At 69.8% G+C, this 26566-nt stretch carries 25 protein-coding genes; 6 read left to right on the forward strand and 19 right to left on the reverse strand.

What is annotated here, in order from left to right:
• Positions 1-26 precede the first annotated feature (26 nt).
• Together ACQPZP_RS00135 and ACQPZP_RS00140 are read right to left on the reverse strand one after the other, a co-directional pair.
• Positions 27-998, reverse strand: coding sequence for an IS481 family transposase (locus ACQPZP_RS00135; protein ID WP_433475387.1), 972 nt, complete (start codon positions 996-998; stop codon positions 27-29).
• Between the two features lie 363 nt (positions 999-1361).
• Positions 1362-1553, reverse strand: coding sequence for a hypothetical protein (locus ACQPZP_RS00140; RefSeq protein WP_433475558.1), 192 nt, complete (start codon positions 1551-1553; stop codon positions 1362-1364).
• 754 nt (positions 1554-2307) lie between these two features.
• Here ACQPZP_RS00140 and ACQPZP_RS00145 point away from each other — a divergent pair.
• Positions 2308-2967, forward strand: coding sequence for a YdcF family protein (locus ACQPZP_RS00145; RefSeq protein ID WP_433475559.1), 660 nt, complete (start codon positions 2308-2310; stop codon positions 2965-2967).
• Between the two features lie 36 nt (positions 2968-3003).
• The gene (locus ACQPZP_RS00150; protein ID WP_433475560.1) at positions 3004-3396 is read left to right on the forward strand and encodes a VOC family protein; all 393 of its coding nucleotides are present in this window, start codon (positions 3004-3006) and stop codon (positions 3394-3396) included.
• Positions 3397-3428: 32 nt separating this feature from the next.
• Here ACQPZP_RS00150 and ACQPZP_RS00155 read toward each other — a convergent pair whose 3' ends face one another.
• Entirely contained in the window at positions 3429-4034 is a 606-nt protein-coding gene (locus ACQPZP_RS00155) for a TetR family transcriptional regulator (protein ID WP_433475561.1), read from the reverse strand.
• Positions 4035-4145: 111 nt separating this feature from the next.
• Between ACQPZP_RS00155 and ACQPZP_RS00160 the strand changes: the two genes are divergently transcribed.
• On the forward strand, positions 4146-5108 hold the full coding sequence (locus ACQPZP_RS00160; RefSeq protein WP_433475562.1) for an aldo/keto reductase: 963 nt from the start codon (positions 4146-4148) through the stop codon (positions 5106-5108).
• Between the two features lie 98 nt (positions 5109-5206).
• On the opposite strand, the gene ACQPZP_RS00165 is transcribed toward ACQPZP_RS00160, so the two are convergent.
• The 4 genes from ACQPZP_RS00165 to ACQPZP_RS00180 all read right to left on the reverse strand — a co-directional run bounded on the left by ACQPZP_RS00165 (position 5207) and on the right by ACQPZP_RS00180 (position 8801).
• Positions 5207-5521 (reverse strand): hypothetical protein, encoded by a 315-nt coding sequence (locus ACQPZP_RS00165; protein ID WP_433475563.1) that lies wholly within the window; start codon positions 5519-5521, stop codon positions 5207-5209.
• Positions 5522-5603: 82 nt separating this feature from the next.
• Positions 5604-6020, reverse strand: a complete 417-nt coding sequence (locus ACQPZP_RS00170; protein ID WP_433475564.1) for a hypothetical protein — start codon at positions 6018-6020, stop codon at positions 5604-5606.
• Positions 6021-6279: 259 nt separating this feature from the next.
• Complete coding sequence (locus tag ACQPZP_RS00175) at positions 6280-7650, reverse strand: cellulase family glycosylhydrolase (protein ID WP_433475565.1); 1371 nt, start codon at positions 7648-7650, stop codon at positions 6280-6282.
• A 98-nt stretch (positions 7651-7748) separates the two neighbouring features.
• Positions 7749-8801: a LacI family DNA-binding transcriptional regulator gene (locus ACQPZP_RS00180; RefSeq protein WP_433475566.1), complete on the reverse strand. Its 1053-nt coding sequence runs from the start codon at positions 8799-8801 to the stop codon at positions 7749-7751.
• A gap of 166 nt (positions 8802-8967) precedes the next feature.
• Between ACQPZP_RS00180 and ACQPZP_RS00185 the strand changes: the two genes are divergently transcribed.
• The 3 genes from ACQPZP_RS00185 to ACQPZP_RS00195 are packed head-to-tail and all read left to right on the forward strand — an operon-like array spanning position 8968 to position 12468.
• On the forward strand, positions 8968-10329 hold the full coding sequence (locus tag ACQPZP_RS00185; RefSeq protein ID WP_433475567.1) for an amidase: 1362 nt from the start codon (positions 8968-8970) through the stop codon (positions 10327-10329).
• Between the two features lie 11 nt (positions 10330-10340).
• On the forward strand, positions 10341-11225 hold the full coding sequence (locus tag ACQPZP_RS00190; RefSeq protein ID WP_433475568.1) for a nitrilase family protein: 885 nt from the start codon (positions 10341-10343) through the stop codon (positions 11223-11225).
• A gap of 10 nt (positions 11226-11235) precedes the next feature.
• The gene (locus ACQPZP_RS00195; protein ID WP_433475569.1) at positions 11236-12468 is read left to right on the forward strand and encodes a hypothetical protein; all 1233 of its coding nucleotides are present in this window, start codon (positions 11236-11238) and stop codon (positions 12466-12468) included.
• Between the two features lie 48 nt (positions 12469-12516).
• Here the strand turns inward: ACQPZP_RS00195 and ACQPZP_RS00200 are convergent, their stop codons facing one another.
• The 12 genes from ACQPZP_RS00200 to ACQPZP_RS00255 form a co-directional block, all read right to left on the reverse strand.
• On the reverse strand, positions 12517-12999 hold the full coding sequence (locus ACQPZP_RS00200; protein WP_433475570.1) for a hypothetical protein: 483 nt from the start codon (positions 12997-12999) through the stop codon (positions 12517-12519).
• Complete coding sequence (locus tag ACQPZP_RS00205) at positions 12996-13307, reverse strand: hypothetical protein (protein ID WP_433475571.1); 312 nt, start codon at positions 13305-13307, stop codon at positions 12996-12998. Before ACQPZP_RS00205 ends, ACQPZP_RS00200 begins: the two co-directional genes overlap by 4 nt.
• Before the next feature lie 107 nt (positions 13308-13414).
• Entirely contained in the window at positions 13415-14011 is a 597-nt protein-coding gene (locus ACQPZP_RS00210; RefSeq protein ID WP_433475572.1) for a peptidoglycan-binding domain-containing protein, read from the reverse strand.
• 141 nt (positions 14012-14152) lie between these two features.
• Entirely contained in the window at positions 14153-15895 is a 1743-nt protein-coding gene (gene cydC / locus ACQPZP_RS00215) for a thiol reductant ABC exporter subunit CydC (RefSeq protein ID WP_433475573.1), read from the reverse strand.
• A gap of 107 nt (positions 15896-16002) precedes the next feature.
• Positions 16003-17658 (reverse strand): thiol reductant ABC exporter subunit CydD, encoded by a 1656-nt coding sequence (cydD, locus tag ACQPZP_RS00220; protein WP_433475574.1) that lies wholly within the window; start codon positions 17656-17658, stop codon positions 16003-16005.
• Positions 17655-18662, reverse strand: coding sequence for a cytochrome d ubiquinol oxidase subunit II (gene cydB / locus ACQPZP_RS00225; protein WP_433475575.1), 1008 nt, complete (start codon positions 18660-18662; stop codon positions 17655-17657). The genes cydD and cydB overlap by 4 nt, the downstream gene beginning before the upstream one ends.
• Before the next feature lie 12 nt (positions 18663-18674).
• Positions 18675-20087 (reverse strand): cytochrome ubiquinol oxidase subunit I, encoded by a 1413-nt coding sequence (locus tag ACQPZP_RS00230; RefSeq protein WP_433475576.1) that lies wholly within the window; start codon positions 20085-20087, stop codon positions 18675-18677.
• Between the two features lie 163 nt (positions 20088-20250).
• Positions 20251-21090 carry a S1 family peptidase gene (locus ACQPZP_RS00235; RefSeq protein ID WP_433475577.1) on the reverse strand — a complete coding sequence of 280 codons (840 nt, stop codon included), beginning with the start codon at positions 21088-21090 and terminating at the stop codon, positions 20251-20253.
• A gap of 165 nt (positions 21091-21255) precedes the next feature.
• Positions 21256-22530 carry a hypothetical protein gene (locus ACQPZP_RS00240; RefSeq protein ID WP_433475578.1) on the reverse strand — a complete coding sequence of 425 codons (1275 nt, stop codon included), beginning with the start codon at positions 22528-22530 and terminating at the stop codon, positions 21256-21258.
• Positions 22530-23795 carry an ATP-grasp domain-containing protein gene (locus ACQPZP_RS00245; protein ID WP_433475579.1) on the reverse strand — a complete coding sequence of 422 codons (1266 nt, stop codon included), beginning with the start codon at positions 23793-23795 and terminating at the stop codon, positions 22530-22532. The genes ACQPZP_RS00240 and ACQPZP_RS00245 overlap by 1 nt, the downstream gene beginning before the upstream one ends.
• Positions 23796-23886: 91 nt before the next feature.
• Entirely contained in the window at positions 23887-25164 is a 1278-nt protein-coding gene (locus ACQPZP_RS00250) for an MFS transporter (RefSeq protein ID WP_433475580.1), read from the reverse strand.
• A complete protein-coding gene (locus ACQPZP_RS00255) occupies positions 25161-26429 on the reverse strand; it encodes an ATP-grasp domain-containing protein (RefSeq protein WP_433475581.1) in 1269 nt (422 codons plus the stop codon). The genes ACQPZP_RS00250 and ACQPZP_RS00255 overlap by 4 nt, the downstream gene beginning before the upstream one ends.
• Positions 26430-26566: the final 137 nt, after the last annotated feature.

Below are 26566 nucleotides of genomic sequence, written 5' to 3' on the forward strand. Positions count from 1 at the left end.
TCACTTGTGCGACCGACGATGATCGTTTACGTCTGGGCCTGAGTCTTCTGCTTGAGACGTTCGTAGGGTGTCTGGCCGCCGAGGCCGCCGTGTGGTCGATCGTAATTGTAGTAGTCCTCCCACTCGCGGAGCTTGTCGTTGAACACCTCGGCGCTGTCGATCAGGACACCGTCGAGCATCGCGTAGAACTCCTCGGCGTCGATGCGATGTGAGCGTTCCACCTTCCCGTTCAGCCGCGGAGTGCGCGGCTTGATGTAGGTGTGCGCGATGCCCTTGTCCAGCACGTGCCAGTGGAACCCGGACTGGAACTCTGCACCGTTGTCCGTTTGGATCACCTCGACCTGGAACGGCAGCCGCGACAGCACGTAGTCCAGGAACTGGATCGCGGTCTTCTGGTTGAGGGTCGGGTAGATGCGCAGCACTCGCAGCCGCGTGCAGTCGTCGATGGCGGTGAACTGGTAGTACTTGTTGCGGCCGCCGCGGCGCCCGGTTGCGGCACCGGCGATCGGCTCGATGAACTTCACGTCGATCTGAAGTCGGTGGCCGGGCAGCTGCTTCTCGTACCGCTTCCAGCGTTTGTCGTGCCGCTTGTAGCGCTGCGAGGCGGGCAGCCGCCCCATGTCCAGCCGTTTGAGGATCCGCCACACCCCGGACTTGGAGATCGTGACGTCGTGGTACCGCTTGAGGTACATCGCGATCTTCTCGGGCCCGAAGTGGTAGTTCTGCCGCAGGTAGATGATCTTCCCGACGACCTCGACGTGGGTGGCGTTCGGACTGGTCTTCGGGCGCTTGGAGCGGGTGCGCAGGCCCTCGACGCCCTCGGCCTGGTAGCGGCGGTACCAGATGTAGTACGCCTGCCGGCTGATCCCGAAGTACCGGCACGTCTGAGCGACGTTGCCGGTGACCTCCTCGACGTGCCGGATGACCGCCAGGCGCCGCTTGGCCTCACGGTCCAGTGGAGGGCTGGGACGGTCGAGCTGGGGGCTGGGGGTCGACATAGATGATCTCCGTAGTGGCCGGAGACCCAGGTGTCAACGATCATCGTCAGTTTTAGAGCAGCTGACTTCACTTGCTTGCCGAATTGGGCTGTTTTGGATCAAGGGGCGGCGGCGCTCAGGCCGCTGCGCGGCCCCGCGCCAGGCCGCCCGGAGCGTGCGGCGTGGGCGCCGGTCACCGGACGGCCGCGCCGGGCCACGCATCGTGCCATGCCCGCCGGCCCCACCTCGACCGCTCACCGTTGGGGGCGCGCCCCCGCCCTGGCGAGCCAACGCCGGAGTCTTCTGAGGCCATAAAGAGCCGGTCCTCGCGCTCAGGAGCGCGAGGACCGGATGTTGCCGTGTTACCGGTTACTGCCGGGGCGGTCAGGCCCCGGAGCCGGACCCGCCGTTGACCGGGCGAGCCGCACTGTGCGCCTCGGAGGACGTCTGGTAGGCGTCGCCGAGGCGCTGGTCGTTCTCGGCCGACGGGTTGCTGGCGAAGTCGCGAGCTGCGGCTGCCAGATCCGTCTTGGCCTCGTCGGCCTTGGCGTTGGCCTGCTGACCGTCAGTGGTCATGGTTTGTTCACCCATTTCACTCGGGGGCACGTCCTAGTCGTGCCTCTAACTTCCACAGTGGGAGGAAGTCGGTCGATGGCAACCTAGCGAGCCGATGTAGATCAAGATCACAGCACAGCCGACGCCATCGGACGGAACTGCGGGGATCTGCTATCTTGCGTGGCTCCCGGACTCTCAGCGAGCGACGTGGGACGACCCCTTAAGCCCGTTCGGCGATGAGCACCAGGGCGTGACGGTGGTCAAGGGCCGTTGGAGCCGTCAGGGGATTGCCGGAAGATCGGTTGCGCGTGCGCTACTGGGGAACCCCGTGGTTCCCCAGACCCCTCCTGGACCCGGAGGGCACTCCCGTGCGAGTCGGTCTGTCTCGGGATGCGCGCCGTTCGCGCGGGAGCACCCTCCGGACAGGTTCGTTCGTCTGTTGCGCCCCGCGAGCACCAGCCATCGGTGCCGTGCCCGTTGCGTGCCCGATGGGGCGGTGATCAAGGTCTCACGGTCACTTTCGGGGAGATCGCCGAGGAGGCCCAGGTGCGCGGTTCGCCAGGTCGGGCGGAGGGCCCGTGATCAGCTTTGCAAGCCGGGTGTCAGGGGTTCGAACCCCCTAGGCTCCACCTGCCAGAAAGCCCTCATCTCGATCATGGATGAGGGCGTTCGTGCGATTAGCGTGCTATCAGGCGGCCGGGACGAGCAGTTCGGGAGGCCGAGCGTTTTCGTGGTAAGAGCCAACCGTGACGCCCCGCCGGAAGGAGTGATCCGCGTGCCCGAGGTGATTTTGCCTGCCGCCTACCGCGCTGACGTGGAAACGCTTTGGGGCTACCACGACATGCGCCACACCATCCGGCCTAGTGACGTCGCCATCGGACTCGGTAGCCATGATCTCGGCGTCGCCACCTTCGCAGCGGAGCTCTACCACGAGGGCATGTTCCCTCGCATTGTCTTCACCGGCGCCAACGCACCGACGACGATCGAACGATTCCCGCGCGGCGAAGCCGTCCACTACCGCGAACACGCGATTGAACTCGGCGTTCCCGATGAGGCGATCCTGGTCGAGCCCAAGGCCACCAACACCGGCCAGAACATCGAGTTCACCCGCAAGCTACTCGCCGACCGCGGGATCGAAGTCGGCTCAGCGAACCTGATCTCTCGGCCCTACCAGCAGCGTCGCGCCTACTCCACCGCCAAGAAGCTGTGGCCGGACCTTGAGATCATCTGCGCGTCTCGACCGCTCCCGTTGGACGAGTACATCGTGAGCATCGGCGACGTGAACCGCGTTATCAACATGCTGGTAGGCGACACCCAGCGCATCATTGTCTACCCCACACAGGGATACGCCATCCCACAGGACATGCCGCCCGAAGTCGAAGCGGCCTTCCGCCGCCTGGTCGAGGCAGGTTTTACCACCAGGCTCGTCCGATAACGGTCTTGCAAGGCTTTGCGAGCTAGTCTCATGCAGGTGCGACTTGATCTGATCACGATCATTGTGGACGACTACGATCAGGCCATCGAGTTCTTCACCGCGGCCCTGGGATTCGACCTGGTCGAGGACTCGCCATCGCTGACCAACGACGGCCGTCCGAAACGCTGGGTCGTCGTGCGGCCGCCGGGTGCCGAGACTGGCATCTTGCTGGCTCGCGCGGATGGCGAACGCCAAACCGGTGCCGTCGGAAACCAGGTGGCCGGGCGCGTTGGGTTCTTTCTCCGAGTGGACGACTTCGATGCCGCCCATGAGCGCATGATGGCCGCCGGCGTCAACTTCGTGACCTTGCCGCGCACAGAGACCTATGGGCGAGTCGCCGTGTTCCTCGATATCGCCGGCAACCGATGGGATCTGCTCGGTTCGCCTTGACGGACCACGACCGGTGACGGCCGCCTGGAGGGTCAAGCGAGTGGTACGGGTGGGAAGAGGGTCCGGACGGCGCGGATGACGGCGGTGCGGCGTGCGGCGAGGGTGGGGTCGGTGGCCGCGAGCCGGGCGAGGGCGGCGAGTTCAGGTTGGGCGATCCAGGCGTGGGCGATCTGGGTGACGAGGGTCATCACATCGATCGGGTCCCAGGTCGGGTCGAGGTCTCCGGCCTGCTGTGCGCGGCGGATCGTTTCGACCTTGCCGAGAATTGCTTCGCCATATGGGTCGGGCCGGTCGGTGGCGGGGGGCTTCCCGGTGGAATCAGGGCTCAGCTCCAAGCGACCCCAGCTGATGAAGCGGTGGCTGTCGGGGTGGGCTGTGAAGTAGTCGAACATCTGCCCGGCGTAACTCGACAGGTCGGCCGGGTCCAGGTGGATGGCTTCGGCTGCGGCCGCCAGTTCCCTGGAGGCGACGTAGGCGTGCAGCGCTTCCTTGTTGCCGAAGTGGGCGTAGACGCGTTCCTTGCTGGTCTGGGCGGTCTTGGCGATCCGGTCGACGCGGGCGCCGGCGATGCCGTGCCGGGCGAACTCCGCCTTGGCCGCGGCGACGATCCGGTCGCGGGTGGAGTCGGTGCCGGCCATGCCCTCACCCTAGCCAACCGAACCGTTTGGTTTGACATGGGAAATGCGGAAGGTAGCGTGGCCACCGACCATACCGAACGGTTCGGTTTGGCCGATGGAGGATGATTCACCATGCAGCAGCGCACCCTGGGCCGTCAGGGCCTGGTCACCTCAGCGGTCGGCTACGGCTCGATGGGCATCTCCATGGCGTACGGCCCCGGCGATGACGCGGAGGGCACTGCGGCGATCCGACGTGCCCACGAGCTGGGCGTTACCCACTTCGACACTGCCGAGCTGTACGGGTGGGGCGAGAACGAGAAGATCGTCGGCAGGACCGTGGCGCCGTTCCGCGACGAGATCACCATCGCGACCAAGTTCGGCTTCACCCGCGACTACGGCACCGACAGCCGGCCGGTGCACATCCGCGAGGTGCTCGACAACAGCCTGCGCAACCTGGGCGTCGACCACGTGGACGTGCTCTACCAGCACCGTGTCGACCCCGACGTCCCCATCGAGGACGTCGCCGGGACCGTCAAGGAGCTCATCGAGGCGGGCAAGGTGAAGTACTTCGGCCTGTCCGAGGCCGGGCCGCAGACCATCCGCAGGGCCCACGCCGTGCAGCCGGTCTCAGTGCTGCAGACCGAATACTCGCTTTTCGAGGGGGACGTCGAGAAGTTGTTCGGCGTGCTGCGCGAGCTGGGCATCGGGTTCGTCGCCTACTCCCCGCTGGGACGCGGCTTCCTCACCGGAACCGCCAAGCCCGCCGGTCAATACGACGCCACCGACATGCGCAACGCCGACCCGCGCTGGCAGCCCGGCAACTTCGAGAAGAATCTGGACGCCGTCGCGCAGCTCACCGAACTGGCCGCGTCCAAGGACGCGACCGTCGCCCAGTTGGCCTTGGCCTGGATCCTGGCCCAGGGCGAGGAAATCGTGCCGATCCCCGGCACCCGCAGTGCCGAGCGGGTGAAGGAGAACACCGGCGCCGTCGACCTGACATTGACCAGCGCCGACCTGGAGGCCATCGCCCAGATCCTGCCCACCGGTGGCTTCGGCGCCCGCTATGTCGACCACGCCCTCCCGACCTGGATCTGACCGACATCGCGTGAGCTGCCGTTCGGCCGTGGTCAACCGGCGCGGGAACCACCCAGCACCGAAAATTGAGGAGCCTTTCGGTGCGCGCTATTGCCCGGTCAGTGCTTGACGGTGTGGGAGTGACTTACGGCGATCCAGCCGGTGGGGCATTTCGACAGAGAGGTCGAACCGATCCACTTCCACGGCCCGTAGGCGTTCTTTGTGCCGCTGGTCCCGTCCCGCTTCTTGCACTTGGCGATGGCCTGCACATAGCCGGCGCCGGAGTCGCATCGCGCCCACGTGCCGACGCGGGGCGCGCGGAAGTCGTCCTTGCAGTCGGAAGGCCACGGCTCGGCGTGCGCGGCCGTCGGGGTGACGGAGACGAGGGCACCGGCCGCCACGGTGACCAGAGTGCCCAAGATCGTTTTCCTCATGGCGGCGAGTATACGGAGATTCGATCTTGTGATGAGCGTTAGTGGTGCGCCGTCGGACTTCAGTGCCGCAAATCACTTCGTCTTAGCGAGGAGTGGCGCAGTCGTCACACAAGGTCTTCAGCCAGCTGTTTCCTCTGGTCTCGCCAGGGTTACCGCAGGATTCACAGATTCTGGCCGACTCCTCCTCGGCCGCGTGTACAAGGCGCCGCGCCGCCTCGTCCTCGCGCTTGTAGCGTTCCTCCTCGTGTGGTTCGGGCAAATTGCCGGTCTCCCAGCCTGGGTAGCGCAGCAAGCCGGTCAGGAGGTAGATCCGCAGAGTGCCGTACTTCTCTTTGACCTGCTTGACCCTGTAGTCGGGGTTCACGGCCAGCAGTTGCTCGTGCAGGCGTAGCAGCAGCGGGTGCCAGCCTGGTCCGACGGCGTCAAGGTGGGCGGGGATGTGTTCCGGCATGCCTTCATGATCGATGAAACCGAGCCGGCTGTCGCCCCCTGCCAACACGGGCTGCAGTATTGGGGGATGGGGAGTTGGGTCTATGTACGGGGCTGGCTGGAGTTTCATGGGCTGCGGGAGCAAGTGGAACGCATTCTTGGTGGCCGGGCCGCCGAGGGGTGGACGTTTCCTAAGGGTGGCTGGCTGGACGCGGTGTGCTACGCCCGCGCGGTGCGCTCCCAGAACGTCGGCGATGTGCTCGACCTGATTCGCGAGACGGTGAGGTCTTCATCGGTCCCGCGGCGGCACGTTACGACTACTTGTGGCGTTAGCGGTCGGGGCTGATCAGGTGGTCGATGCCGCGGGCGGTGAGGTAGGCGGTGTCGGTGGTGCGGCTTTGGAGGACCACGGCGGGGCGTGTTCCCTCGTCGACCAGTTTCATGAACGGGTCGAAGAATCGGGTGAAGTCGGCCAGCGGGATCATGTCGTCCGGGAGTACGAGCGCCGTTGCGCGTTGTGGCGGTGACGGGGGGCGGGCGTCGTACTCGGCGATGAGTTTCCGGATGGTCTTGCCGATCGGCTTGAGCTCGCGGTCGTTGGTGAAGAGGCCGAGGTCGTATTCGAGGTCGACGTATCCGCTGAGTTTCGGGTTCAGGTCGTGGGAGTCCCACCAGGTGATGCCGAAGAGGCCGGTGCAGTCGGCCATGGCGCGGATCGATCGTTCGGTCCAGGCTGGGATGTGGGCCGCGTCCATCCAGACGGTCGAGACGCCGGTCTCCTCTATCCACACCTGCCGTTTCAGGTCGGTGTGAAAAGCCTTGATGAGTTCGACGAAGAACTCTGAGTAGTGCGTTGACGAGGTCGACAGGGAGCCGTATCGCTGGATGACCTGCGTCCATCCGGCCCAGGTGTGGTTGGCGGTCATCGTCCCGGCGGTCGCGAGGCCGTCGCGCGTCCAATAGTCGTTGTTCTGCCATGGCCAATGGTCGATTCCCGACACGTGGATCTTGCCGGGCGCGACCTTTTCGCAGGTGTCGAAGAGGGCGGTGTGCCAGGCGTCGCCCTCGGCCTGGGTGGCCGTCATGCCCAGCGGTTTGGCGAACCAGTGGATCTCGTTGGACAGGTCGAAACCCATGAACGCGCGATGCCGGCCGATGCGTTCGGCGATCTGGCCGAGAAGCCATTGCTCCCGCTCGACCGCGACCGGGTCGGTGAGCACGTTGCGGATTTTGCCGTTGCCGTTGTTGATGAGGTACGGCGGGACGAACAGGACTCCGCTGACCGCGCCGTTGAAGACGGTCACCTCCACGTCCAGGTGCCGGTCGGTGGCGAGGTCGAGGAGCTCTTCGAGCCGGTCGAGCTGCTCGCCGCGGGCGTAGGCGGCGTTCGGCTGCAGCTCCGACCAGATCAGCATGATCCGGATGTGGTCCATGCCCAGGGATGCGATGTCGTCGAGGTCGGCCGTGATCGACCTGCGGTCCCAGTCCGACCAGGAGAACCACCAGTTCTTGCTCGGCACGTAGTTCACACCGAACCGGACCGGGCGGCGCCGGCGGCGGCCGGATCCCTGTGCGTCGGCGCGTGCCGTGGCCGGGCTCAGCAAGGCGGACGCCGCGGCGGCCCCCGCGGTCACCCCGAAGAACTTCCTGCGGTCGATCGATGTCCGGGCGGGAGTGGACGCGGCGGGGAGCTCGGGCATGGGGGCGGCCCTCCAGAGTTCGTCTGCGACCCCGGCAGCGTAGGGATGCCCCTCGTTTCAGGCCAGTGGTCTTTCACGTCTTTCACGGGCCGGCCGCGTCAGAACTCCTCGATCATCCTGGAGAGCTTCGCTGGGTCGGTGGACGCACGGACGACGAGGTCCGGGCGCAGGCGCTCGGACGCGGGCGACCGTCCGGCGAGCAGCTCGACCAGCAGGTCGAGGGCCTGGGCGCCCATCTGCCGCATGGGCGAGCGGACGCTGGTCAGCGGGATGGGCAGTTCCGCGGCCAGCGGGGTGTCGTTGTATCCGGCGACGGCGACGTCCTTGCCGGGCCGGAGGCCGTGGTCGCGCAGGACGCCGAGCGCGCCGATGGCCGCGAAGTCGTTCACGGCGAAGATGGCCGTGGGGCGGGGGTCGTGCCGGAGGAGGCGTTCGGCGGCGTCGCGGCCGCCGGCGGCGTCGAACCGCGAGCGGACGACGTGGGAGCCGGGCACCGGGAGGCCCGCCTCGCGGTAGCGGTCGACGAAGCCGGCGGTGCGGTCGGCGCCGGTGCTGGCGAAGGGCTCGCCGGCGATGACCCCGACCCGCCGGTGGCCGAGGCCGAGGAGATGCTCGGCGACCAGCCGGCCGCCGAGGTGGTCGTCGCAGGTGACGGCGGGATGCCGGCCGGCGTGCCGGCTGACGAGCACGAACGGGATCCGGCGTTCGGCGATCTCGTCGAGGAACGCGGCGTCGGTGTGCGCGTCGCCGAAGACCAGCCCGTCGACGTGGCGTGACAGCGCCAGCTCGGTGCGCGCCCGCTGCTGGTCCGGGCGGTCGTGGCTGTTCATCACGAAGGTCGTGAGGCCGTGCCGGGCGGCTGCGTCCTCGACGCCCTCGTAGATCGTGGCGAGCACCAGGTCGGACAGCCGGGGGACCAGGACGCCGACGAGGTTGCTCCGCGCGGTGCGCAGGCTCGTGGCGTGCGGGTTCGGACGGTAGTTCAGCCGGGCCGCCCACCGCCTGATCTCGTCGGCGGTCTCGCGGGACGCGGCGCGCTGCGCGTCCTCGGCGGTGCCGTTGAGCACCCGGGACACGGTCGAGACGTCGACCCCCGCCGCCTGCGCGATGGTCCGCAGTGTCGCGGGCCGCTGCCGGTCGCTCCGGGCCACCCGTCCCGCCTCTCTGTCGCCGCACCCCTTGACAGGGCAACCGTTCGGTGTCTTTTATACAACCCAAACGTTTGACCCAATCGTTTGGGTCAGCCAGAGATCAACACCCAAACGTTTGGGGAAAGAGGCGAGTCGTGACAGGACGGGTCGACGCTGCGAGGCAGGCGTGATCGGGCCGCCGCCGGGCGCGGGCTGGTTCGCCCGGCGCACAGTGACCGAGCTGGCCGGGGCGCTGCGCGCCGGGACGATGTCTCCGGACGATCTGGTGGAGCGGGCGCTGACCGAGGCGGCCAGGCTCGACCCGGAACTCAACGCGTTCGTCACGGTCGACATGCCCGGTGCGCGAGCGGCGGCGGAGCGCGCGGGTCGCGAACTGTCCGCGGGCTTGGACCGCGGCCCCCTGCACGGCATCCCCGTCGCGGTCAAGGACGTCGTGGACACCGCCGGCCTGCGCACCACGATGGGCTCGCGCCACCACGCCGGCCGGGTGCCCGAGCATGACGCGGAGTGCGTGCGCCGGTTGCGCGCGTCCGGCGCCGTCATCGTCGGGAAGGCGGCGACGCACGAGTTCGCGTTCGGCCCCACCGGAGACCGGTCGGCGAGCGGAGCGACCCGCAACCCGTACCGGCACGGTCACATCTCCGGCGGTTCCAGCAGCGGGTCCGCCGCCGTGGTGGCCGCCGGGATCGTGCCGCTCGCGGTGGGCACCGACACCGGCGGCTCGGTGCGCATCCCCGCCGCCTGCTGCGGAATCGTCGGGCTCAAACCCACCCATGGCGCCGTGCCGTCCGGCGGCGTCTTCCCGGTGTCGCCCTCCCTGGACACGGTCGGCCCGATGGCGCGCACGGCCGGGGACTGCCTGCTGCTCTGGAACGTCCTGGCAGGTCAGGAGGCCCCCGAGCCGGACATCTCCGGCTGTCGCGTCGGGTGGGTGGCGCCCGACGCCCTCCATCCGGCCGACCCGCGGGTGACCGAGGCGGCCCGCGCCATGCTGGAACCGCTGCCCGTGCAGGACGTGGCCGTCCCGGACGTCGCGCGGCTGCGCTGGGCCTACCAGGCGATCCAGGGCCGCGAGGTCCACATGGTCCACGCCGAATACCTGGCCGTCGCACCGGACCTCTACGACGAGGAGGTTCTCGCCCGCCTGCACGCCGCCGGGCGGATCACCGAAGAGGACACGGCCGCGGCCCAAAGGATCCGGGAGCGGGTCCTAGGCGCGGTGACGGCGCTCCTAGGACGCCATGACCTTCTCGCCATGCCCACCGTCCCGATCCTCCCTCCGCCACTGGACGTCCGAAGCGCGCCTCTGGACGGGACGTCGATCGACGTCCGAGCCGCGCTGCTGTCGCTCACCAGTCCGTGGAGCGTGCTCGGGCTGCCCGCCATCAGCCTGCCCGCCGCACTGGTGGACGGGCTGCCCACCGGCCTCCAGTTGATCGCCAGGCCGGGCGCCGAGCGCCTGCTGCTCGCCGTCGCGGGCCGCCTGGCGGACGCGAACCAGACGACCACCACCGCATCCCAGCCCTGAAGGAGCACCCCATGTCCGCTGTCAGCCCGGTCACCGCGGCCGCCGTCCAGTTCGATCCCCAGGTCGGCCTGGAGAACAAGGAGAAGAACGTCCAGCGGAGCCTCGAACTGATCAACGAGGCCGCCGACCGCGGAGCCACGCTGATCGTGCTCCCGGAACTGGCCGCCACCGGCTACGGATTCGCCACCCGCGAGGAGGCGTACGCCCACGCGGAGCCCGTGCCGGACGGGCCCACCACGCGGGCATGGACGGAAGTCGCCCGCGAGCGAGGCCTGCACATCGTCGGCGGCTTGGCCGAACGCGACGGCGTCCGGCTCTACGACACCGCGGTGCTCACCGGCCCGGACGGGGTGATCGGCACCTACCGGAAGACCCACCTGTGGAACCGGGAGAAGCTGATCTTCGAGCCCGGCGATCTCGGCTTCCCGGTGTTCCCGACCAGGATCGGCCGGATCGGGCTGCTGATCTGCTGGGACATCTGGTTCCCCGAGGTGGCGCGGCTGCTCGCCACGCAGGGCGCGGACGTCGTCTGCAGCGTGAACAACTGGGTGTGGACGCCGCCTCCGCTGTTCGACGAGGCGGGCCGGTGCATGGCCGCCTACCTGACGATGAGCGCGTCGCACGTGAACAACCTTCCGATCGTGGCGGCGAACCGGGTGGGTGAGGAGAGAGGCGGCAGGTTCCTCGGGTGTTCCCTCATCACGGGCACCAACGGCTGGCCGATCGGCTCCGTCGCCCCGCCCGAGGGCGAGACGACCGTCTACGCGGACCTCGACGTCGTGGCGGCGCGGTCGGCGCCGATCTGGAACGACCTCAACGACCTCGTCCGCGACCGGCGCACCGATCTCTACGATCCGCTGCTCGGCTACCGCGGCGGCGACGCCTTCCCGCGGTGAGGACGCGGTCATGAGCGACACGACGAAGACCTCGCCGGCCGTGGCCGCCCGCGCCGCGGATCCGGCGGTCGCGAGATGGGCGGGCGGCGCCGTCCTGGTCTCGGTGACCGCAGTGCTCGCCGTCCTCCTCTCGCGTGCCACGGACAGACTGCCTCACGTCCTGCCCGGTTACGCCGCCTGGCAGGACGAGGCGTACGCGAACGTCCCGCAGTTCCTGCGCTGGTGGATCGGGGACGCCACCGAGGCCGAGTTCTTCAAGTCCGCGATCGGCGGGCTCGGGATGATCGCGGGAGGCTGGCTCGCGCACACGGCCTGGCGGAGGGGCCGCCGCTGGGCGGGCTTCCCGATCAGCTATGGCACCGGACTGTGGCCGTGGCTGCTGTGCTCCGCCGCGTCCGGCCTGCTGCTGTCCGACCTCGCCTGGGGGTGGACGATCCCGGCGACCGGCCAGTGGCAGCCCACCTTCGTGCCGTTCGTGTCGGTTCCGCCCGCGGTGGTGCTCGTCTACGGCGCGGGATGGTCGGTGGCCGCCACCGGGGCGGTGCTCGGAGCCGCGCTGACGACGCCGACGGCGCTGGTCGTGGCGAACTACTTCTGCCACCCCCTGCACCTGCCCAACATCATCGGCAACGTCACGGGCATGTGGGTCGGAGCGCTCCTGGCGTTCCTGATCTGCCGGCATCTGCCGTGGATGCCTCGTCCGCTCTCCGCCGAGCGAAGCGCCGAACACGCCGAGCCCACGGCGCTCGAGCCGGACGAGCGCGGCGGCGTCTGGGTGATCCGGCGCGTGCTGGCCGACTTCACCGAAGCCCAGTTCTACGGCAACGAGATAGCCGCCATCGGCCTGATCGGCGGGACGCTCGCGACCTATCTGCTCAACCCGCTTACCCCGGTGTACGGAAGCGGGCTGCTGCCCGCGATGCTCACCGCCCAGGTCCTGGCGGGGACCTTGGGCGTCCTGCTCTACCAGCGCCGCTGGGCCGTCCTCGGCTGGTATCCGACGTTCGTTCCGGTCGTCTCGGTGGCGCCGGCGGTGGTCCTCACCTATGGCGCGACCGTTCAGGCGGTCGTCCTCGGGGCGGTGTTCGGCGCGGTCGCCGGTCCGCCGCTGGCCGCACTGGTCTCCAGACGCCTGCCACCGGACTTCCATCCGTTCATCGGCAACGTGGTCTCCATGACCGTCTGCACGCTCATCGCCGTCCCGGTGCTCGGTCTCCTGCCCGGGTTCGTCTCAACGCTCTGACCCGTCTCGAAGGATCGACATTGCTGATGCCGCCAGCGGTTGCATGGTTCAGACCCGCTCGATGGTGATGTCCGCGTGATCGAGGGTGGCGGCATGACATGCCAGGTCGCCGGGATCACTCGTGAGGATCTGGGCTGGGACGTGCAACGCGGCGGTCACCACGACCAGCGCGTCCACGGCGTCGGGACGCTTCTTGCCCGGTGGCACCGCCTTGGCGAGCATCGCCCCAGCCCGCTTGTACGAGTCCAGAGTGGTGGTCTTCGCGCAGGCGACGCAACCGGCGTTGGCGGCCGTTCCCCGGATGGGTGGCGCTGTGCCTCGTGCCTGCGGGACGGTGCAGTCCCGCAGGAAACCGCTGAAAGCGTGCACCGTCTTGGGATCAGGCCGCCACGCCTGCGCCAGAACGGGACCGATGAGGATGGGCCTGTGCGGCGCGGGGCGTAGCCCATTGTGCAATGTCAGGGCCACGGCATCGCCGCTCAGCATCGCCAGGAGCATGCCGGTGTCATAGACGACGGTGCGAGCACTCATGCAACGTCGGCGCGGTCCGTGCCGAGCGCGGAGGAGAGGATCCTGCGGACCTGTGCCTGGTCGTCGGCCGTGAGGTCCTCGAACGCGGGTGCGCTGGGCGCCTGAAGGCCCGCGGCCTCATCGTGGGCCGCGCTGTTGTCGGCGTCCAGCGGAGCGAAGACGGCCTCCGCGGCGTCGTCCGCCGCCATCTGCGCGACCACGGCGGCGACCATGTAACCGGACACGTCCATCCCGGCGGCGTCAGCGTGCGCCTTGATCGCCGCATGAATCTGCGGATCGGTTGAGATGCTGAACCTTGTGTTCGCCACGACCGCAGCATAACACGCCATGTTACGTCGATATCTCGCGATTCTATTCGGCGAGTGGAGGCGGCCGCCTTGCGATCGGGAGTGGTCGCAAGGCGGCCGCCGGTGGGTTATCGGCCTGGAGTGCGCTGGGTCTCGGCGCCCTTGGCGAAGGCGGCGCGGAAGGTGATCGGGCCGAAGATGCCGTCGGCGTCGATCTCCTTGCGCTTCTGGAAGGCGGTGACGGCCTTCGTGGTCGCCGCGCCGTAGTATCCGTCCACGACGAGTGAGCGGTTCTGGAGGACCTTCATCGCGTACTGGATGCCCTTGATCTGGTTGCGGCGGGTGCTGCCCTGGCCGACCTCGCCGCCGCCCGCGCCGAGCGCGCCCCAGGTCTCGACGTCGAGCCTGCCGGACTGGGGCAGGTTGCGCGCCTTCTGGTACTTCTTCAGCGCGTCGCCGAGGTTCGCCGGCCAGCCCTCGCCGGCGGACGTCGGGGTGCAGTCGCCGTAGTAGCCGAACTGCACCAGGTAGCAGCGGGCGGAGGCGATGCGGTAGTCGCTGTCGCCGGGTCCGAGATCCACCCACGGCTGGGACGCGATGGCCCTGAGGACCGCGGGATTGGTGTCCGGGCCGTCGGCGCTGGCGGTGTTCATCGCGCCCACCCCGGTGCCGAGCGCGAGGAGCGTGGCCGCGGTGCCGAGCACCGCGCGAGCCAAGATCTTCATCTGTGGAACCCCCTGTTCCGGTCGATTGGATCCTGTACTCCGATGTGATGCCGACCGGTTGAGAATTGTTCTGAATAATCTCCAGAAAGTGTCGCGACGAATTGGTGGGTGATCAGGTTTACCTGAATTGGGATAATTTACTCAGTTAAATTCGAGGGTGTGCTCGGCGGCCTTCTCGTGGTGCCAGAGCGAACGGTAGAGACCCGGGCGGTCCAGGAGGCCGCTGTGACTTCCCCGGTCGACGACGCGGCCCTCGTCCAGAACGATGATCTCGTCCACGGCGTCCAGGCCGGCGAGGCGGTGGGTGACGAGGAGGGTCGTCCGGCCTTCGGTGGCGGTGAGGAGGTCGGCGGTGAGTTCGTCGGCGGTCGCCATGTCGAGGTGTTCGGCGGGTTCGTCCAGGAGGACGATCGGGAACTCGGCGAGGAGGGTGCGCGCCAGTGCGATGCGCTGGCGCTGGCCACCGGAGACCCGGGCGCCGTGCTCACCGACGCGGGTGTCGAGACCGTGCGGCAGGGAGTCGACCCAGTCGAGGAGGCGAGCTCGGCCCAGGACGTCGCGGATGTCGTCGTCGGTGGCGGTGGGACGGGCCAGGCGGATGTTCTCGCCGATCGTGGAGTCGAACAGGTGCGCGTCCTGGGCGCAGAGGCCGATGACCTGGCGGACGTCGTCGCCACTGAGAGCCCGTAGGTCCACGCCGTTGAGGGACACCCCGCCGCCGGCGGGTTCCAGGAAACGGAGCAGGACGGCGGTGAGGGTCGTCTTGCCAGAACCGCTCGGGCCCACGATCGCGCAGCGGCGGCCCGGGGACAGGTCCATTGAGATGCCATCGAGGGCGTAGGGCGCGCCGGGCGTCCAACGGGCTTGGAGGTTCTCGACCGAGAGTGTGTAGGGCGATGCGGGCAACGGTGTGGGCTCGTTCGGGTCTTGCACCGGGGGATGGCTGTCCAGGACGTCGAAGATGCGTGTGGCCGAACGGCGGACGCGTTCCATGTACTGCGCGGCCTGGGGCAATCCGGCCACGACCTCGAACGCGGCCAGCGGGAGGAGGACGACCACCGCGAGCAGTACGCCGTCGAGCGCCCCCGAGCGGACCGCCGGCACGCCCACGGCGAGACTGCCCCAGACGGCCAGACCGCCTGCCAGTGCGGAGACGGCCGCGCCGACTCCGGTGGTCGTGGCGGAACGGCCCGAGGCGCGCGTGAAGTCGCGGTCCAGCCGCCCGGCCTTGGTGAGCTGTTCCGGGGCGGCGCCGTACGCGATGAGTTCGGGGGCGCCCTGCAAGGTGTCCACGATGTGCGAGGTCAGTTCGGCGCGCAGGTCGGTCGTCTGCCGCTCGGCCCGCCGTGCCATGGCGGACGACAGCCAAGGTGCCCCGACACCGGCGAGAAGCAGGGCCAGGAGCAGGACGACCCCCGCCGATGGAAGCAGTGCCCAGGCGAGCCCCACCGAAGCGGCGCCGACGACCGCGGCGACCGTGCAGGGCAGCAGTACGCGGAGGAAGAGGTCCTGGACGGCGTCGACGTCCGCGACGAGCCGGTTCAGCAGGTCGCCGCCGCGGAAGGCGGGCAGCCCGCCGGGGGCGAGGCGTTCCAGCCGCTCGTACACGCGTGCGCGGAGGTCTCCGAGGATGCGGAACGTCGCGTCATGCCCGACGAGGCGCTCGACGTAGCGGAAGACACCTCGTCCCAGGCCGAACGCGCGGACGGCCACGATCGCGACCATCAGCATCAGCACGGGCGGATGCTGCGCCGCCCGCGAGATCAGCCAGGCCGACGTCGCCATCAGCCCGACCCCGCTGCCGAGCGCCAGAACGCCGAAGAGCACGGCGAGAAGCAGCCGTCCCCGAGCCGGACGCGCGAACCTGATCAGCCGCAGAATCACGCCGCCACCCCCGGAAAAGGCCAGGCCCGCACGCTGTGCATGAGGAGAGGTTTCACGTGAATTATTCGCGGGCGCACAGGCAACACGAGCGTCGTTGGGGTGCGGGGTCATGCGGTCACCTCCGCGTTGGCGACGGTGACGGTGCGGTCGGCCAGGGCGGTCAGGGCCGGGCGGTGGGCCACGAGGATGACGGTTCGGCCCGCCTTCAGGCGTGCGACGGCTTCGATGACCTCGGCTTCGCTTTCACCGTCCAGGTTGGAGGTCGGCTCGTCCAGCAGGAGGAGGGGTGCGTCGCGGAGGAAGGCGCGGGCCAGGGCTATGCGCTGGCGCTGGCCCGCGGAGAGGCCCGTGCCGCGCTCGCCCAGCGGTGTGTCGAGGCCGGAGGGCAGCGCCTCGATGAAGGAGAGGGCGTTCGCGGCCTCGGCGGCGGCGCGCACCTCGGTGTCGGACGCGTCCGGGCGGCCGAGGCGGATGTTCGACGCGACGGAACCGGCGAACAGGTAGGGGCGCTGCGGAACCCAGGCGATCCGGGCGCGCCAGGCGTCCGGGTCGAAGGAACCGAGGTCGTCCCAGTCGACCAGGACGCGCCCCGAGTCCGGCTGGACGAACCCGAGCAGCACCGACAGGACGGTCGACTTCCCGGCACCGCTCGGCCCGGTCAGAGCGACCGTTTCGCCAGGGTGGACGGTCAACGAGAAGGTGTCGAGGGCCGGGGCGTCCCGGCCTCGGTAGGCGACCGTCACCTCTTCCAGGCGGAGCGTCGAGCGGGCCAGATCGGGGACGTCGGACCGCGTCCCCGTGGCTGGTGCGGGCGTCTCCAGGACCTCGAAGATCCGCGATGCGGCGGTGAGGCCCTCCACGCTGGCGTGATACTGCGCGCCGACCTGGCGCAGCGGAATGTACGCCTCCGGTGCCAGGATCAGGACGAGCAGCGCGGTCTCCAGGCCCAGCCCGCCCTCGACCAGGCGCAGGCCGATCGACACGGCGACGAGCGCGACGGAGAGCGTCGAGAGCAGTTCGAGGACGAGGGCGGACAGGAACGCGATCCGCAGCGTCGACATGGTCGCCCGGCGGTGCCGGTCGGTGATCTCGCGGATCCGCGCCGCCTGCGTCCGGGCCCGGCCGAAGATCTTCAGCGTGGGCAGCCCGGCGACGACGTCCAGGAAGTGCGCGGCGAGGATCGACAGCGTCCGCCACTGCCGGTCCATCTTCCGCTGCGTGGTCAGCCCGACCAGGATCGCGAAGACGGGGATGAGCGGCAGCGTCGCCGCGATCGTCACGGCGGAGAGCCAGTCGCCCAGCAGGATCCGCGCGCCGACCGCCAAGGGCACGATCACGGCGAGGACGAGCTGCGGCAGGTAGCGGGAGAAGTAGTCGTCGAGCGCGTCGATCCCGCGGGTCGCGAGGGTGGCCAGCTCACCGCTGCGCTCGCCGGAGAGCCAGCGCGGGCCGAGCCGCAGGGACCGCGCGAGCAGACGGCCGCGCAGCTGTGACTTGACCGCCGCGGACGAGCGGTGGGCGGCGACCTCCTGCAGCCACGCGACGAGCGTCCGCCCGAGGACGACGGCGAGCAGGAGCAGCAGCGGGGTGCGCAGGCCGGCGAGCGTGGCGCCGCCCAGGAAGGCCCGGGTGAGCATGTCGGCGAGCAGTGTCGCCTGCGCGATGATCAGCCCGGCGGTGGCGGCGCCGAGCAGCACGGACGCCGCGAGGAAGAGACGCGTCGTGCGGGCGTACCGCAGCAGGCGGGGGTCGAGGGGTTTCATGCGACCGGCTTCCGCGCCGGTATGTGGGACGTGCCGATCCGCTTCCGGAAGATCCAGTACGTCCAGCCCTGGTAGATCATCACGACCGGGGTGAACATGGCCGCCGCCCACGTCATGATCTTGAGCGTGTAGGCGGACGAGGCGGCGTTCGAGGTCGTGAGCGAGCCGGTCGCGAGGGTGGACGGCAGCACGTCCGGGAACAGCGACAGGAACAGGGTCGCGACCGCCAGCACGATGGCGGCGCCGGTGCCGACGAACGCCCAGCCCTCCCGGCCGCGCCGGTTGGCGGCGGCGGCGAGGAGCAGCCCGGCGGCGGCGCCCGCGGCGGTCGCCCACGTCACCGGCCTGCCGTACTGGATCTGCGTGATCAGCAGGAAGCTCCCGCCCGCGGCGATGGCCGCGACCGCGGCGAGGCCCGCGACGCGGCGCGCCCGGTAGCGGATCTCCCCGGACGTCTTCAGCGCGAGGAAAACCGCCCCGTGCAGGACGAACAGGGTCATCGTGGTGAGCCCGCCGAGCAGCGCGTACGGGCCGAGCAGGTCGGCGAGCGTCCCGGCGTACTCGTGGTCCGCGTCGAGCGGCACGCCCCGCACCATGTTCGCGAACGCGACGCCCCACAGGAACGCGGGCAGCAGGCTGCCCCAGAAGATCGCCTTGTCCCAGCGGGAGCGCCAGCGGGCGTCGTCCCGCTTGCCCCGGTACTCGAACGCGACACCGCGGATGATCAGCGCGAGCAGGATCGCCAGCAGCGGCAGGTAGAAGCCGCTGAACAGGGTGGCGTACCACTCGGGGAACGCGGCGAAGGTGGCGGCGCCCGCGACGATGAACCAGACCTCGTTGCCGTCCCACACCGGGCCGATGGTGTTGATGACGACGCGCCGTTCGACGTCGTCCCGGCCGAGGACGGGCAGCAGCATCCCGACGCCGAAGTCGAACCCTTCCAGGAAGAAGTAGCCGGTCCACAGGAAGGCGATGATGATGAACCAGACGGTGGTGAGTTCCATGACCGGTTCCCGTCAGTAGGCGAACGCGAGCGAGCGCTCGGACTCGGAATCGCCGGCGCCGGGCGGAGGCGGCAGCACCTCGTCCTCCGAAGGCGGCCCGGCCTTGGCGTACTTGAGCATCAGTCCCGACTCGATGACCAGCAGGACGGCGTACAGCGCGGTCAGCGAGACGACCGAGATGAGCATCGAGGACGCCGACACCCCGGGCGAGACGCTCGCGGACGTCTTCATGACGCCGAACACCGACCACGGCTGCCGGCCCATCTCGGTGAAGACCCATCCGGCGGAGTTGCCGATGAACGGGAGCGTGAGCGACAGCATGCCGATCCGGTACACCCACGGACTGGACGGCAGCCGGCGGCGCCGCAGCAGCCAGAGCCCGGCCAGCGAGACGAGCGCGGTGAGCATCCCGACCCCGACCATGAGCCGGAAGTTCCAGTAGGCGACCGGGATCATCGGCCGGTAGTCGCCGGGCCCGTACCGGGCCTCCTCGGCGGCCTGGACGTCGTTGATCCCCTTGACCTCGCCGTCGAGGCTGCCCGTCGCCAGGAACGACAGGACGTGCGGGACCTTGATCCCGAAGACCTCCTCGTCGCCGTTGAGCGTCCCGACCGTGAGGACGGAGAACGACGCGGGCTGCTCGGTCTCGTACAGGGCCTCGGCGGCGGCCATCTTCATCGGCTGCTGCTCGGTCATGACCTTGCCCTGCATGTCGCCGGAGATCGCGACGCCGATGGACGCGATCGCGGTGACGGCGAGTGCGAGCTTCAGCGAGGGCCGGAAGACCTCGACGTTCCTGCGCCGGGCGAGGTGCCAGGCACTGACGCCGGCCATGAACATGCCTCCGGTGACGAACGCGGCCGTGATCGTGTGCGGGTACGCGACGAGTTGCGTCGGGTTGGTGAGGACGGCCCAGAAGTCGGTGAGGACGGCCCGTCCGGTCTCGTGGTCGACGCGGTAGCCGACGGGGTGCTGCATCCAGGAGTTCGCGGCGAGGATGAAGTACGCCGACAGCAGCGTCCCGACGTGCACGATCCAGATGCAGGCGAGGTGCGCCCGCTTCGGCAACCGGTCCCAGCCGAAGATCCACAGGCCGAGGAAGGTCGACTCGACGAAGAACGCGAGCAGCCCCTCGATCGCCAGCGGTGCGCCGAAGATGTCGCCGACGAACCGGGAGTAGTCGCTCCAGTTCATGCCGAACTGGAACTCCTGCACGATGCCGGTGACGATCCCCATCGCGAAGTTGATCAGGAAGAGCTTGCCCCAGAACTTGACCGCCCGCAGGTAGGCGGTCCGGCCGGTCCGCAGCCAGGTCGTCTCCAGCACCGCGACGAGCGCGGAGAGCCCGATCGTCAGCGGGACGAACAGGAAGTGGTAGACGGTGGTTATCCCGAACTGCCACCGGGCGATGTCGACCGTGTCCATGGCGGGTGCCTCTCCGGCTCGTCTACTACAGGCTGTAGTACTACATCCTGTCAGAAATACTACGAGCTGTAGTACTACATGCGGTCGTTACGTCGCTCACAGCGCGGCCCGCGGCCGTCGGGGGCCGCGGGCCGGTGGGACGAGCCGGATCCCGAGCGGGAGGTCAGCCGCGCGGGACGAGGCAGCCGGGGCGGTTGTAGTCGATCACGCTTCCGGGGGCGATGCAGGCGGCCAGGATGTAGGTCTCCTGGGCGTACCCGATGCCCTCGTGCACCGTGACGTTGCCGGACTGGTCGACCTCGCACGGGTTGTTCAGGGTGCAGCGCTGCCCGCTCTCGTTGAGCGTGTTGTTCGCGCCGATGACCTTGCCGGAGGCGGCGTCGACGACCGGCGAGCCCGAGGTGCCGCCGATGGTGTCGCACTCGGACGTGTAACGCAGCGAGTCCTTCCACGTCCACTGGGACTCGCGGAGGCGGTAGGCGAAGCCGTCCAGGCGGCAGGAGTAGATCCGCCGCCAGTAACCGGAGACGACGCGCAGATCCGTCCCGGCCGCCGGGTGCTGGAGCGACAGTTCCAGGGCGGGAACGCCGTAGGACTGGCGGATGCTCGCGTAGCTCCTGTTCAGCTTGTACAGGGCCACGTCGGTGTCGGTCATCGTCGCGTACAGCATCGCCGTCGCGCGCAGCGTGCCGAGCGATCCGCTGCCGCTGGGGTTGAGGAGCGTGAACGAGCGGCTCGACGACCGGTTCGTGATCACCTGGCCTGCGCCGGGCATGCCGCCCTCGTAGCAGTGCCCGTTGGTGAGCACGAGCGCCGGATCGCCGTCGGCGGCGCCGGGCGCGCGCACGAGGGAGCCGGAGCAGTTGCTGAGGGCGACGATCCCGGTGAAGTCGACGGCGGCCTTGGCCGGGGCGGGGGCGGCGGACGCGGTGGACGGGCCGGCGGTGATCGCCGCGGCGCCGAGGAACGCGGCGGCGAGTACGCCGAGAATGCGTCTGTGCATGGCGGGGGGTCCTCTCCATCGAGGTGGGCAGCGTGATGCTAACCAGGCCGCCGGTGCACGGGAAGTGCCAAATTCGGGTGAACTGCGGCAACTGGTCCGAATTGGGCACGCATTGCACAACCGGCCGCCGACGGGACGCCGAAGACCCCGTCGGCGGACCGGCGATCAGTAGTGGAACGCGGAGGAGACCCGGGCCCCCTTGGTGCCGAGGTTCACCACGGACGCGGCACCGGACGGGACGGTCCTGCACCATACGCCGCCGTACTCTTCCGGGAAGACGAACAGGCCCCACACCGCCAGCCAGTCCGAGACCGCGCCGGACTCCACGTCCCGCACCGGCTCCAGCACCGGGGCGACGCGGCGCTGGACGATGAAGTCCTCGCGCACGCATTCGGCGACCGTCTCCGCCCACTCGGCGTCCGTCTGGTCCCAGCCGGCGCGGATGCCCCGCCCGGACAGGCCCGCCACCGGCTTCAGGATCAGCCGCTCCCGTTCGTCCCGCACGAGGTCGACCAGGTCGGGCGTGAGCTTCCGGGTCCACGGCAGCAGCCGGTCGATGAGGGCGTTCGCCTGCGGCGGCAGGTCGGCGCGCAGGTCGGGGTCGGAGAGCAGCGGCAGGCAGCTCTTATAGGAGAACATGGACGACGACAAGGGCGTCCACAGCACGACCCGGCCCTTCTCATGGGCGCGCATCACCGCCTCGGCGGGCTCGGCGTTGCGCGGGTCCCGCAACACCTGGTGGGCGGAGAAGTACCGCAGAACGAGGTCGATGGGACGGTCATGCAGGTACAGCCGGCCGTTCTTCTCCCGCACCTGGTCGAGCTCGCCGAAGACCAGCTCGATGCCGTGCCGCTTCATCGACTCCTGGAACGACCGGTGGAGCGCCTCGTACGGGGCGATGCCGCCGATGCCCTCCACCGTGGCGACGACGGGCGCCTCCTTCTGCGTGGCCCGGACGAACTGCCGCGCGAGCACCGCCGGCGTGTCGACCGTCGACAGGCCGTGCTCCTCGGCGAACTCGGCGAACACCTTGGTGCCGAGCAGGGCCCGGTTGACCTCGCTGATGTCGACGCCGCCCAGTTCACTGCCGACGTTGAACTCCAGCAGCCGGAACCGCTCGCCGTCGTCGTGGAGGTCGGCGCGTCCGCACAGGACGGGCTCGCCGTCGAGCCGGGTCATCAGCGCGGCCCGCCGCTCGTCCGCGCCGACCGCGGCGCAGAACGCGCGGCGGTCGCCGCCGAACAGCCGGTCCGGGAGGGACGTGAGCAGCCCGAACAGGTCGGCGACGTCGGCGGCCGCCCGCCGGGTCCGCTCCCGCGAGGAGAACAGGGGACGCGACAGCAGGCGTCCGCTCCACGCCTCGCCCAGGAGCGGCGGCATCTCCACGTCCGCCATGACGTCCGTGAGGCGGGGGTCGTCCAGGTAGCGCGAGGTGACCATCAGCGGACCTCCGCCGTGTCGACGACCAGGTCCTGCTCGATCTTCCGGATGGCCTCCCGGTCGGCGTGGATCTGCTCCGCGCTCTCGTGGGCGAGGATGATGTACCCCATCGTCATGCTGGCGAACAGGTCGGTGCTGGCGTCCACGTGGTCGCCGGTGCGCACCACGTGGACCGGAGAGTGGTAGCTGGGCAGGTCGCGGGCCTGGTCGTAGATCTCGGCGTTGCGGACGATCCCAGTGGAGTGCGACATCAGGAACACCGCCATGACGTTGCGCCGCAGCGTGTAACCGGGCGGCATCTGCGGGCCGAGGCCCCGGCACACGTCCACGATCCGGGTGACCTGGCTCTCCCCGGTGGCGATCTCGGTCACCGCCGGGTTGCCCGCGCCCGCCAGCCGCGCGTTGACCTCCAGCAGCCGCGGCCCGTCCGGCGTCATCATGATCTCGGTGTGCGCCGCCCAGTTGCGCAGCCCGACCGCGTCCAGCGCGGCGAGCCCGTAGTCGATCAGCTCGCCGTACGCGGCGGTGTCGTAGGGCAGCCACTCGACGAAGTCGTAGACCGCGATGCCCTCGCCGTACGGCACCCGGCGGTACTTGATCATGTCGGTGATCGAGTGCCTGCCGTCGTGGCTGACGGTGTCGATGGCGTACTCGGTGCCGGTCATCAGCTCCTGGACGAGGACCTCCTCGGCCAGCACGTCCAGCTTGTCGCGGGTACCGAGCATGGCGGTGAACAGCTCGTGCCATCCCCGTCCGCCCGGCGCGCGGCTCACCCCGACGGTGCCGGCGCTCGTGGGCGGCTTGACGACCAGGTCCTTGCCGGCGAGGCCCTCGCGTTCGATCCAGGCGGCGACCTCGTCCGGGGCGGTCGTGGAGATCTGGCGGGGGACGGGCAGCCCGGCCGCGGCCAGCGCCTGGTGCATGAGGTACTTGTGGCGCCGGGCGTCGACCCGCGCCGGGTCGTTGGAGAACTCCGGCGCGAGCGCGTCCGAGCACTCCTGCGCGAGCCGCAGCGCCGCCTCGACCCCGGGGATCACGGCGATCGGCTTCAGCGCGCCGAGCCGGGCGATCGTCTCCGCCATGTCGCCGTGATGGTTGATGACCGCGTCGTACTGGCCGGGGTCGTGCGAGGAGTGCAGCGGTGCCAGCGCGGGGCCCGTGTAGTCCATCAGAGCCACCGGGCTGAACCCCGCCTTCCGCAGCGCGGGGGCGACCATCGCCGCCGAGGTGAAGGGCCGCACGATCGCGACGACTGGCTTGTCCATGGAGGTCACCTTCTGTTCGGGTCGATCCGTTCGTTTCGCGGTCGCGCGCCGTCCCGCGTCGCGCGCCGTCCCCGGCACAGGCCGGCCTGCGTCATTCGCCGGCCTCGCCTGCGGTGGCGGGTTCAAGGGCGGGCCCCGGCTCGTCCGCCGGGCGCCGCCCCGCCAGCCCGGCGCCGGCGGCGACGAAGCCGGCGGCCATGAGCCCGAACGCCCCGGTCAGCACCCAGACGCCCGAGCCCCACGCGTGCCATGCCGCGACGCCGATCATGGGGCCGAGGGCGTAGCCGGCCTGCTGCGGGATCGTCGCCGCCGCGATGTAGCGGGCGCGCAGTGCGGTCGGCGCGACCAGGCCGGGGTAGGCCATCATGGACGGCGCCGCGATGATCTCCCCGAACGTCCACACGACCGTCGCGAGCAGGAGCAGTGCGACCGGCGTGGGGCCGGTGTACAGCAGATGGCCGATGCCCAGCGTCGCCATGCCGAGCGTCATCGGCAGCCCGATCGGCAGCCGCTGGAGCCATTTGGACAGCAGCACCTCGAAGGTGATGACGATGCCCCCGTTGACGGTCAGCAGCATCGCGTAGACACGCTCGTCGTGCCCGGACCCGGTGACGAACAGCGGCAGGGCGGCCGACGACTGGATGTAGGCCACCGCGGTGAAGAAGAGCCCGAGCACGACGAGCATGAACCGCCGGTCGGCCAGCACCTGCCCGTACCCGCCGCGCTCGCCGCCGGACCCGCCGTCCCCGCGTTCGGGCTCGGTGTCCGACCGCAGCGCCGCGTAGGCGACGACGCCGAACGCCAGCGACGTGGCCGCGTCGACATAGAACAGTGCGCCGTAGGAGGTGTAGGTCAGCAGCAGCGCCGCGCCCAGCGGGCCGACCGTCGAACCGACGTTGAACGTCAGCCGCAGCACCGAGAAGACCATCACGTGGCGGTCCTTGGGCGTCAGCTCGACCACCCAGGCCATCGCCGCCGGCCGGTACGCCTGCGCGGTCAGCCCCGCTCCCCCGGCGACCAGCGCGCCGGCCCACACGTTCGGCACGTGCACGAGCGCCGCGGTCAGCACCGCCGTGCCCGCCATCGAGCCGACGATGACCCAGCGGTAGCCGACGCGGTCGGCGGCGGCGCCGCCCACCGCCGACCCGGAGATCCGGCCGATCATCAGCGCGGTCAGCACGACGCCGCCTTCCCACGCGCTGAAGCCCTCGCCGGTGAGGAACAGCACGAGGAACGCGTTGAGAAACGCCGCCAGGTTGCTGATCAGGTTGCCGAGAACGAGGATCCGGACCGTGCCCTTCATTTCGCGCAGCGTGGCGAGGATCGTCGGGTGCCCGGCCGCCGTGTCCTCGCCCTTCGGGGCGGTCACGTCGGCGTCTCCAGCGGGGTGCCCTCGAACGTGAAGTACCGGGCGGCGTCCGGGACGGCGGCACGGGTCTCCTCCAGCGTCTCCCCGACCGCGATCACGTAGCCGCAGCGGGCCAGGCCGTGCGGTGGCCGCCGTATCCGCATCCCCGGCTCGGCTCCGACCTCGACCTCCGTGACCGGCGGGCACATCAGCTCCGGGTGCGCCGTCGCCGAGATGATCTCCATGTCGTACGGGGGATAGGCGAACCGGATCGACGCCGCCTTCCGCGGCTTCGGGAACGCCACGGCCGGGGGGCGTCCCACCGCGACGTCGGCCGCCGCGAGCGGCGCGTCGACACCGGACGTCAGCAGCCCGAGGTACGGGATCATCCCGCCGCCCAGCCGGACGTTGATCTCGATGACGTGCTTCGCGCCGTCCGGGGTCAACTTGAACTCGATGTGCGTGAAGCCGTCGGTGAACCCGACGGCGGCGTGGACGCGGGTCAGCGTGTCGTGGAACTCCGCGTCGGACAGCAGCGGGTCGTTCGCGTCGACGTCATGGCCGATCTCCTCGAAGGCCAGGTCGCCGCTGCCGCCGAGCACCTTGCGCGCCACGATCAGCGGCGTGCACTCCCCCTTGAACAGCACGCACTCGACGGAGATCTCCGGGCCGTCGAGGAACTCCTCCACGATCACGTAGTCGCCGAACTGGCGGATGCCGCCCATCCGCGTCCCGTCGGTGAGCGCGAACGCGGCGTCCAGGTCGTCCGGCCGCTCGACCTTGCTGAGGCCGAGGCTGCCGCCGAGGTTCCGCGGCTTGACGATGACCGGGTAGCCGATCTCGCCGGCGAACGCGCGGGCCTCCGCCAGTGACGACACGGCGCGGGACGCGGGCTGCGGGAACCCGGCGTCCGCCAGCACCGCCCGCGTGGCGGACTTGTCGCGGCACCGCGCCACCGCGTCCGGATCGAGGACGGGGAAGCCGAGCGCCGCGCTGAGGTGCGCGGACGTCTCGATGTAGACCTCGTCGTAGCAGAAGACCCCGGCGACCTCGTGGTCGCGGGCCACCTCGCGCGCCGCCGCCGTCAGCTTGTCCAGGTCGAGGCAGTCGACGACGGTGTGCCCGGCGATGTAGGGGTCCTCCCAGGTGGCCGGGGTGGAGTTCAGCAGCCAGAGCCGGTACCGCGCCGACACCGACTCCAGGATGTACCTGCGGTAGACCCAGTAGCTGCTCGCGACCAGTAGAAGCAGCGGACGCTCGTCGCCCGCGGAGAAGTCATGCGCCATGCGGACCTCGGTTTGAGAATGGACGAGAAGGGTTGAGGCTCAGCCCCGGTGCACGGGGCGGACGGCCGGAGCGAGCGCAGCGAGCGGAGGCCGCACGACCCGCCGAGCCGGGCGACCGCGGCGCCACGCCGAGAACC

The sequence above is a fragment of the Spirillospora sp. CA-142024 genome (assembly GCF_050942325.1).
Taxonomy (GTDB): Bacteria; Actinomycetota; Actinomycetes; order Streptosporangiales; family Streptosporangiaceae; genus Spirillospora.

Bases quoted from the DNA above. Each gene is read 5' to 3' on its own strand.
- ACQPZP_RS00135 (WP_433475387.1), bottom strand. From the start codon at position 998: ATGTCGACCCCCAGCCCCCAGCTCGACCGTCCCAGCCCTCCACTGGAC.
- ACQPZP_RS00140 (WP_433475558.1), bottom strand. From the start codon at position 1,553: ATGACCACTGACGGTCAGCAGGCCAACGCCAAGGCCGACGAGGCCAAG.
- ACQPZP_RS00155 (WP_433475561.1), bottom strand. From the start codon at position 4,034: ATGGCCGGCACCGACTCCACCCGCGACCGGATCGTCGCCGCGGCCAAG.
- ACQPZP_RS00160 (WP_433475562.1), top strand. From the start codon at position 4,146: ATGCAGCAGCGCACCCTGGGCCGTCAGGGCCTGGTCACCTCAGCGGTC.
- ACQPZP_RS00165 (WP_433475563.1), bottom strand. From the start codon at position 5,521: ATGAGGAAAACGATCTTGGGCACTCTGGTCACCGTGGCGGCCGGTGCC.
- ACQPZP_RS00175 (WP_433475565.1), bottom strand. From the start codon at position 7,650: ATGCCCGAGCTCCCCGCCGCGTCCACTCCCGCCCGGACATCGATCGAC.
- ACQPZP_RS00190 (WP_433475568.1), top strand. From the start codon at position 10,341: ATGTCCGCTGTCAGCCCGGTCACCGCGGCCGCCGTCCAGTTCGATCCC.
- ACQPZP_RS00195 (WP_433475569.1), top strand. From the start codon at position 11,236: ATGAGCGACACGACGAAGACCTCGCCGGCCGTGGCCGCCCGCGCCGCG.
- ACQPZP_RS00200 (WP_433475570.1), bottom strand. From the start codon at position 12,999: ATGAGTGCTCGCACCGTCGTCTATGACACCGGCATGCTCCTGGCGATG.
- ACQPZP_RS00210 (WP_433475572.1), bottom strand. From the start codon at position 14,011: ATGAAGATCTTGGCTCGCGCGGTGCTCGGCACCGCGGCCACGCTCCTC.
- cydD (WP_433475574.1), bottom strand. From the start codon at position 17,658: ATGAAACCCCTCGACCCCCGCCTGCTGCGGTACGCCCGCACGACGCGT.
- cydB (WP_433475575.1), bottom strand. From the start codon at position 18,662: ATGGAACTCACCACCGTCTGGTTCATCATCATCGCCTTCCTGTGGACC.
- ACQPZP_RS00230 (WP_433475576.1), bottom strand. From the start codon at position 20,087: ATGGACACGGTCGACATCGCCCGGTGGCAGTTCGGGATAACCACCGTC.
- ACQPZP_RS00235 (WP_433475577.1), bottom strand. From the start codon at position 21,090: ATGCACAGACGCATTCTCGGCGTACTCGCCGCCGCGTTCCTCGGCGCC.
- ACQPZP_RS00240 (WP_433475578.1), bottom strand. From the start codon at position 22,530: ATGGTCACCTCGCGCTACCTGGACGACCCCCGCCTCACGGACGTCATG.
- ACQPZP_RS00245 (WP_433475579.1), bottom strand. From the start codon at position 23,795: ATGGACAAGCCAGTCGTCGCGATCGTGCGGCCCTTCACCTCGGCGGCG.
- ACQPZP_RS00255 (WP_433475581.1), bottom strand. From the start codon at position 26,429: ATGGCGCATGACTTCTCCGCGGGCGACGAGCGTCCGCTGCTTCTACTG.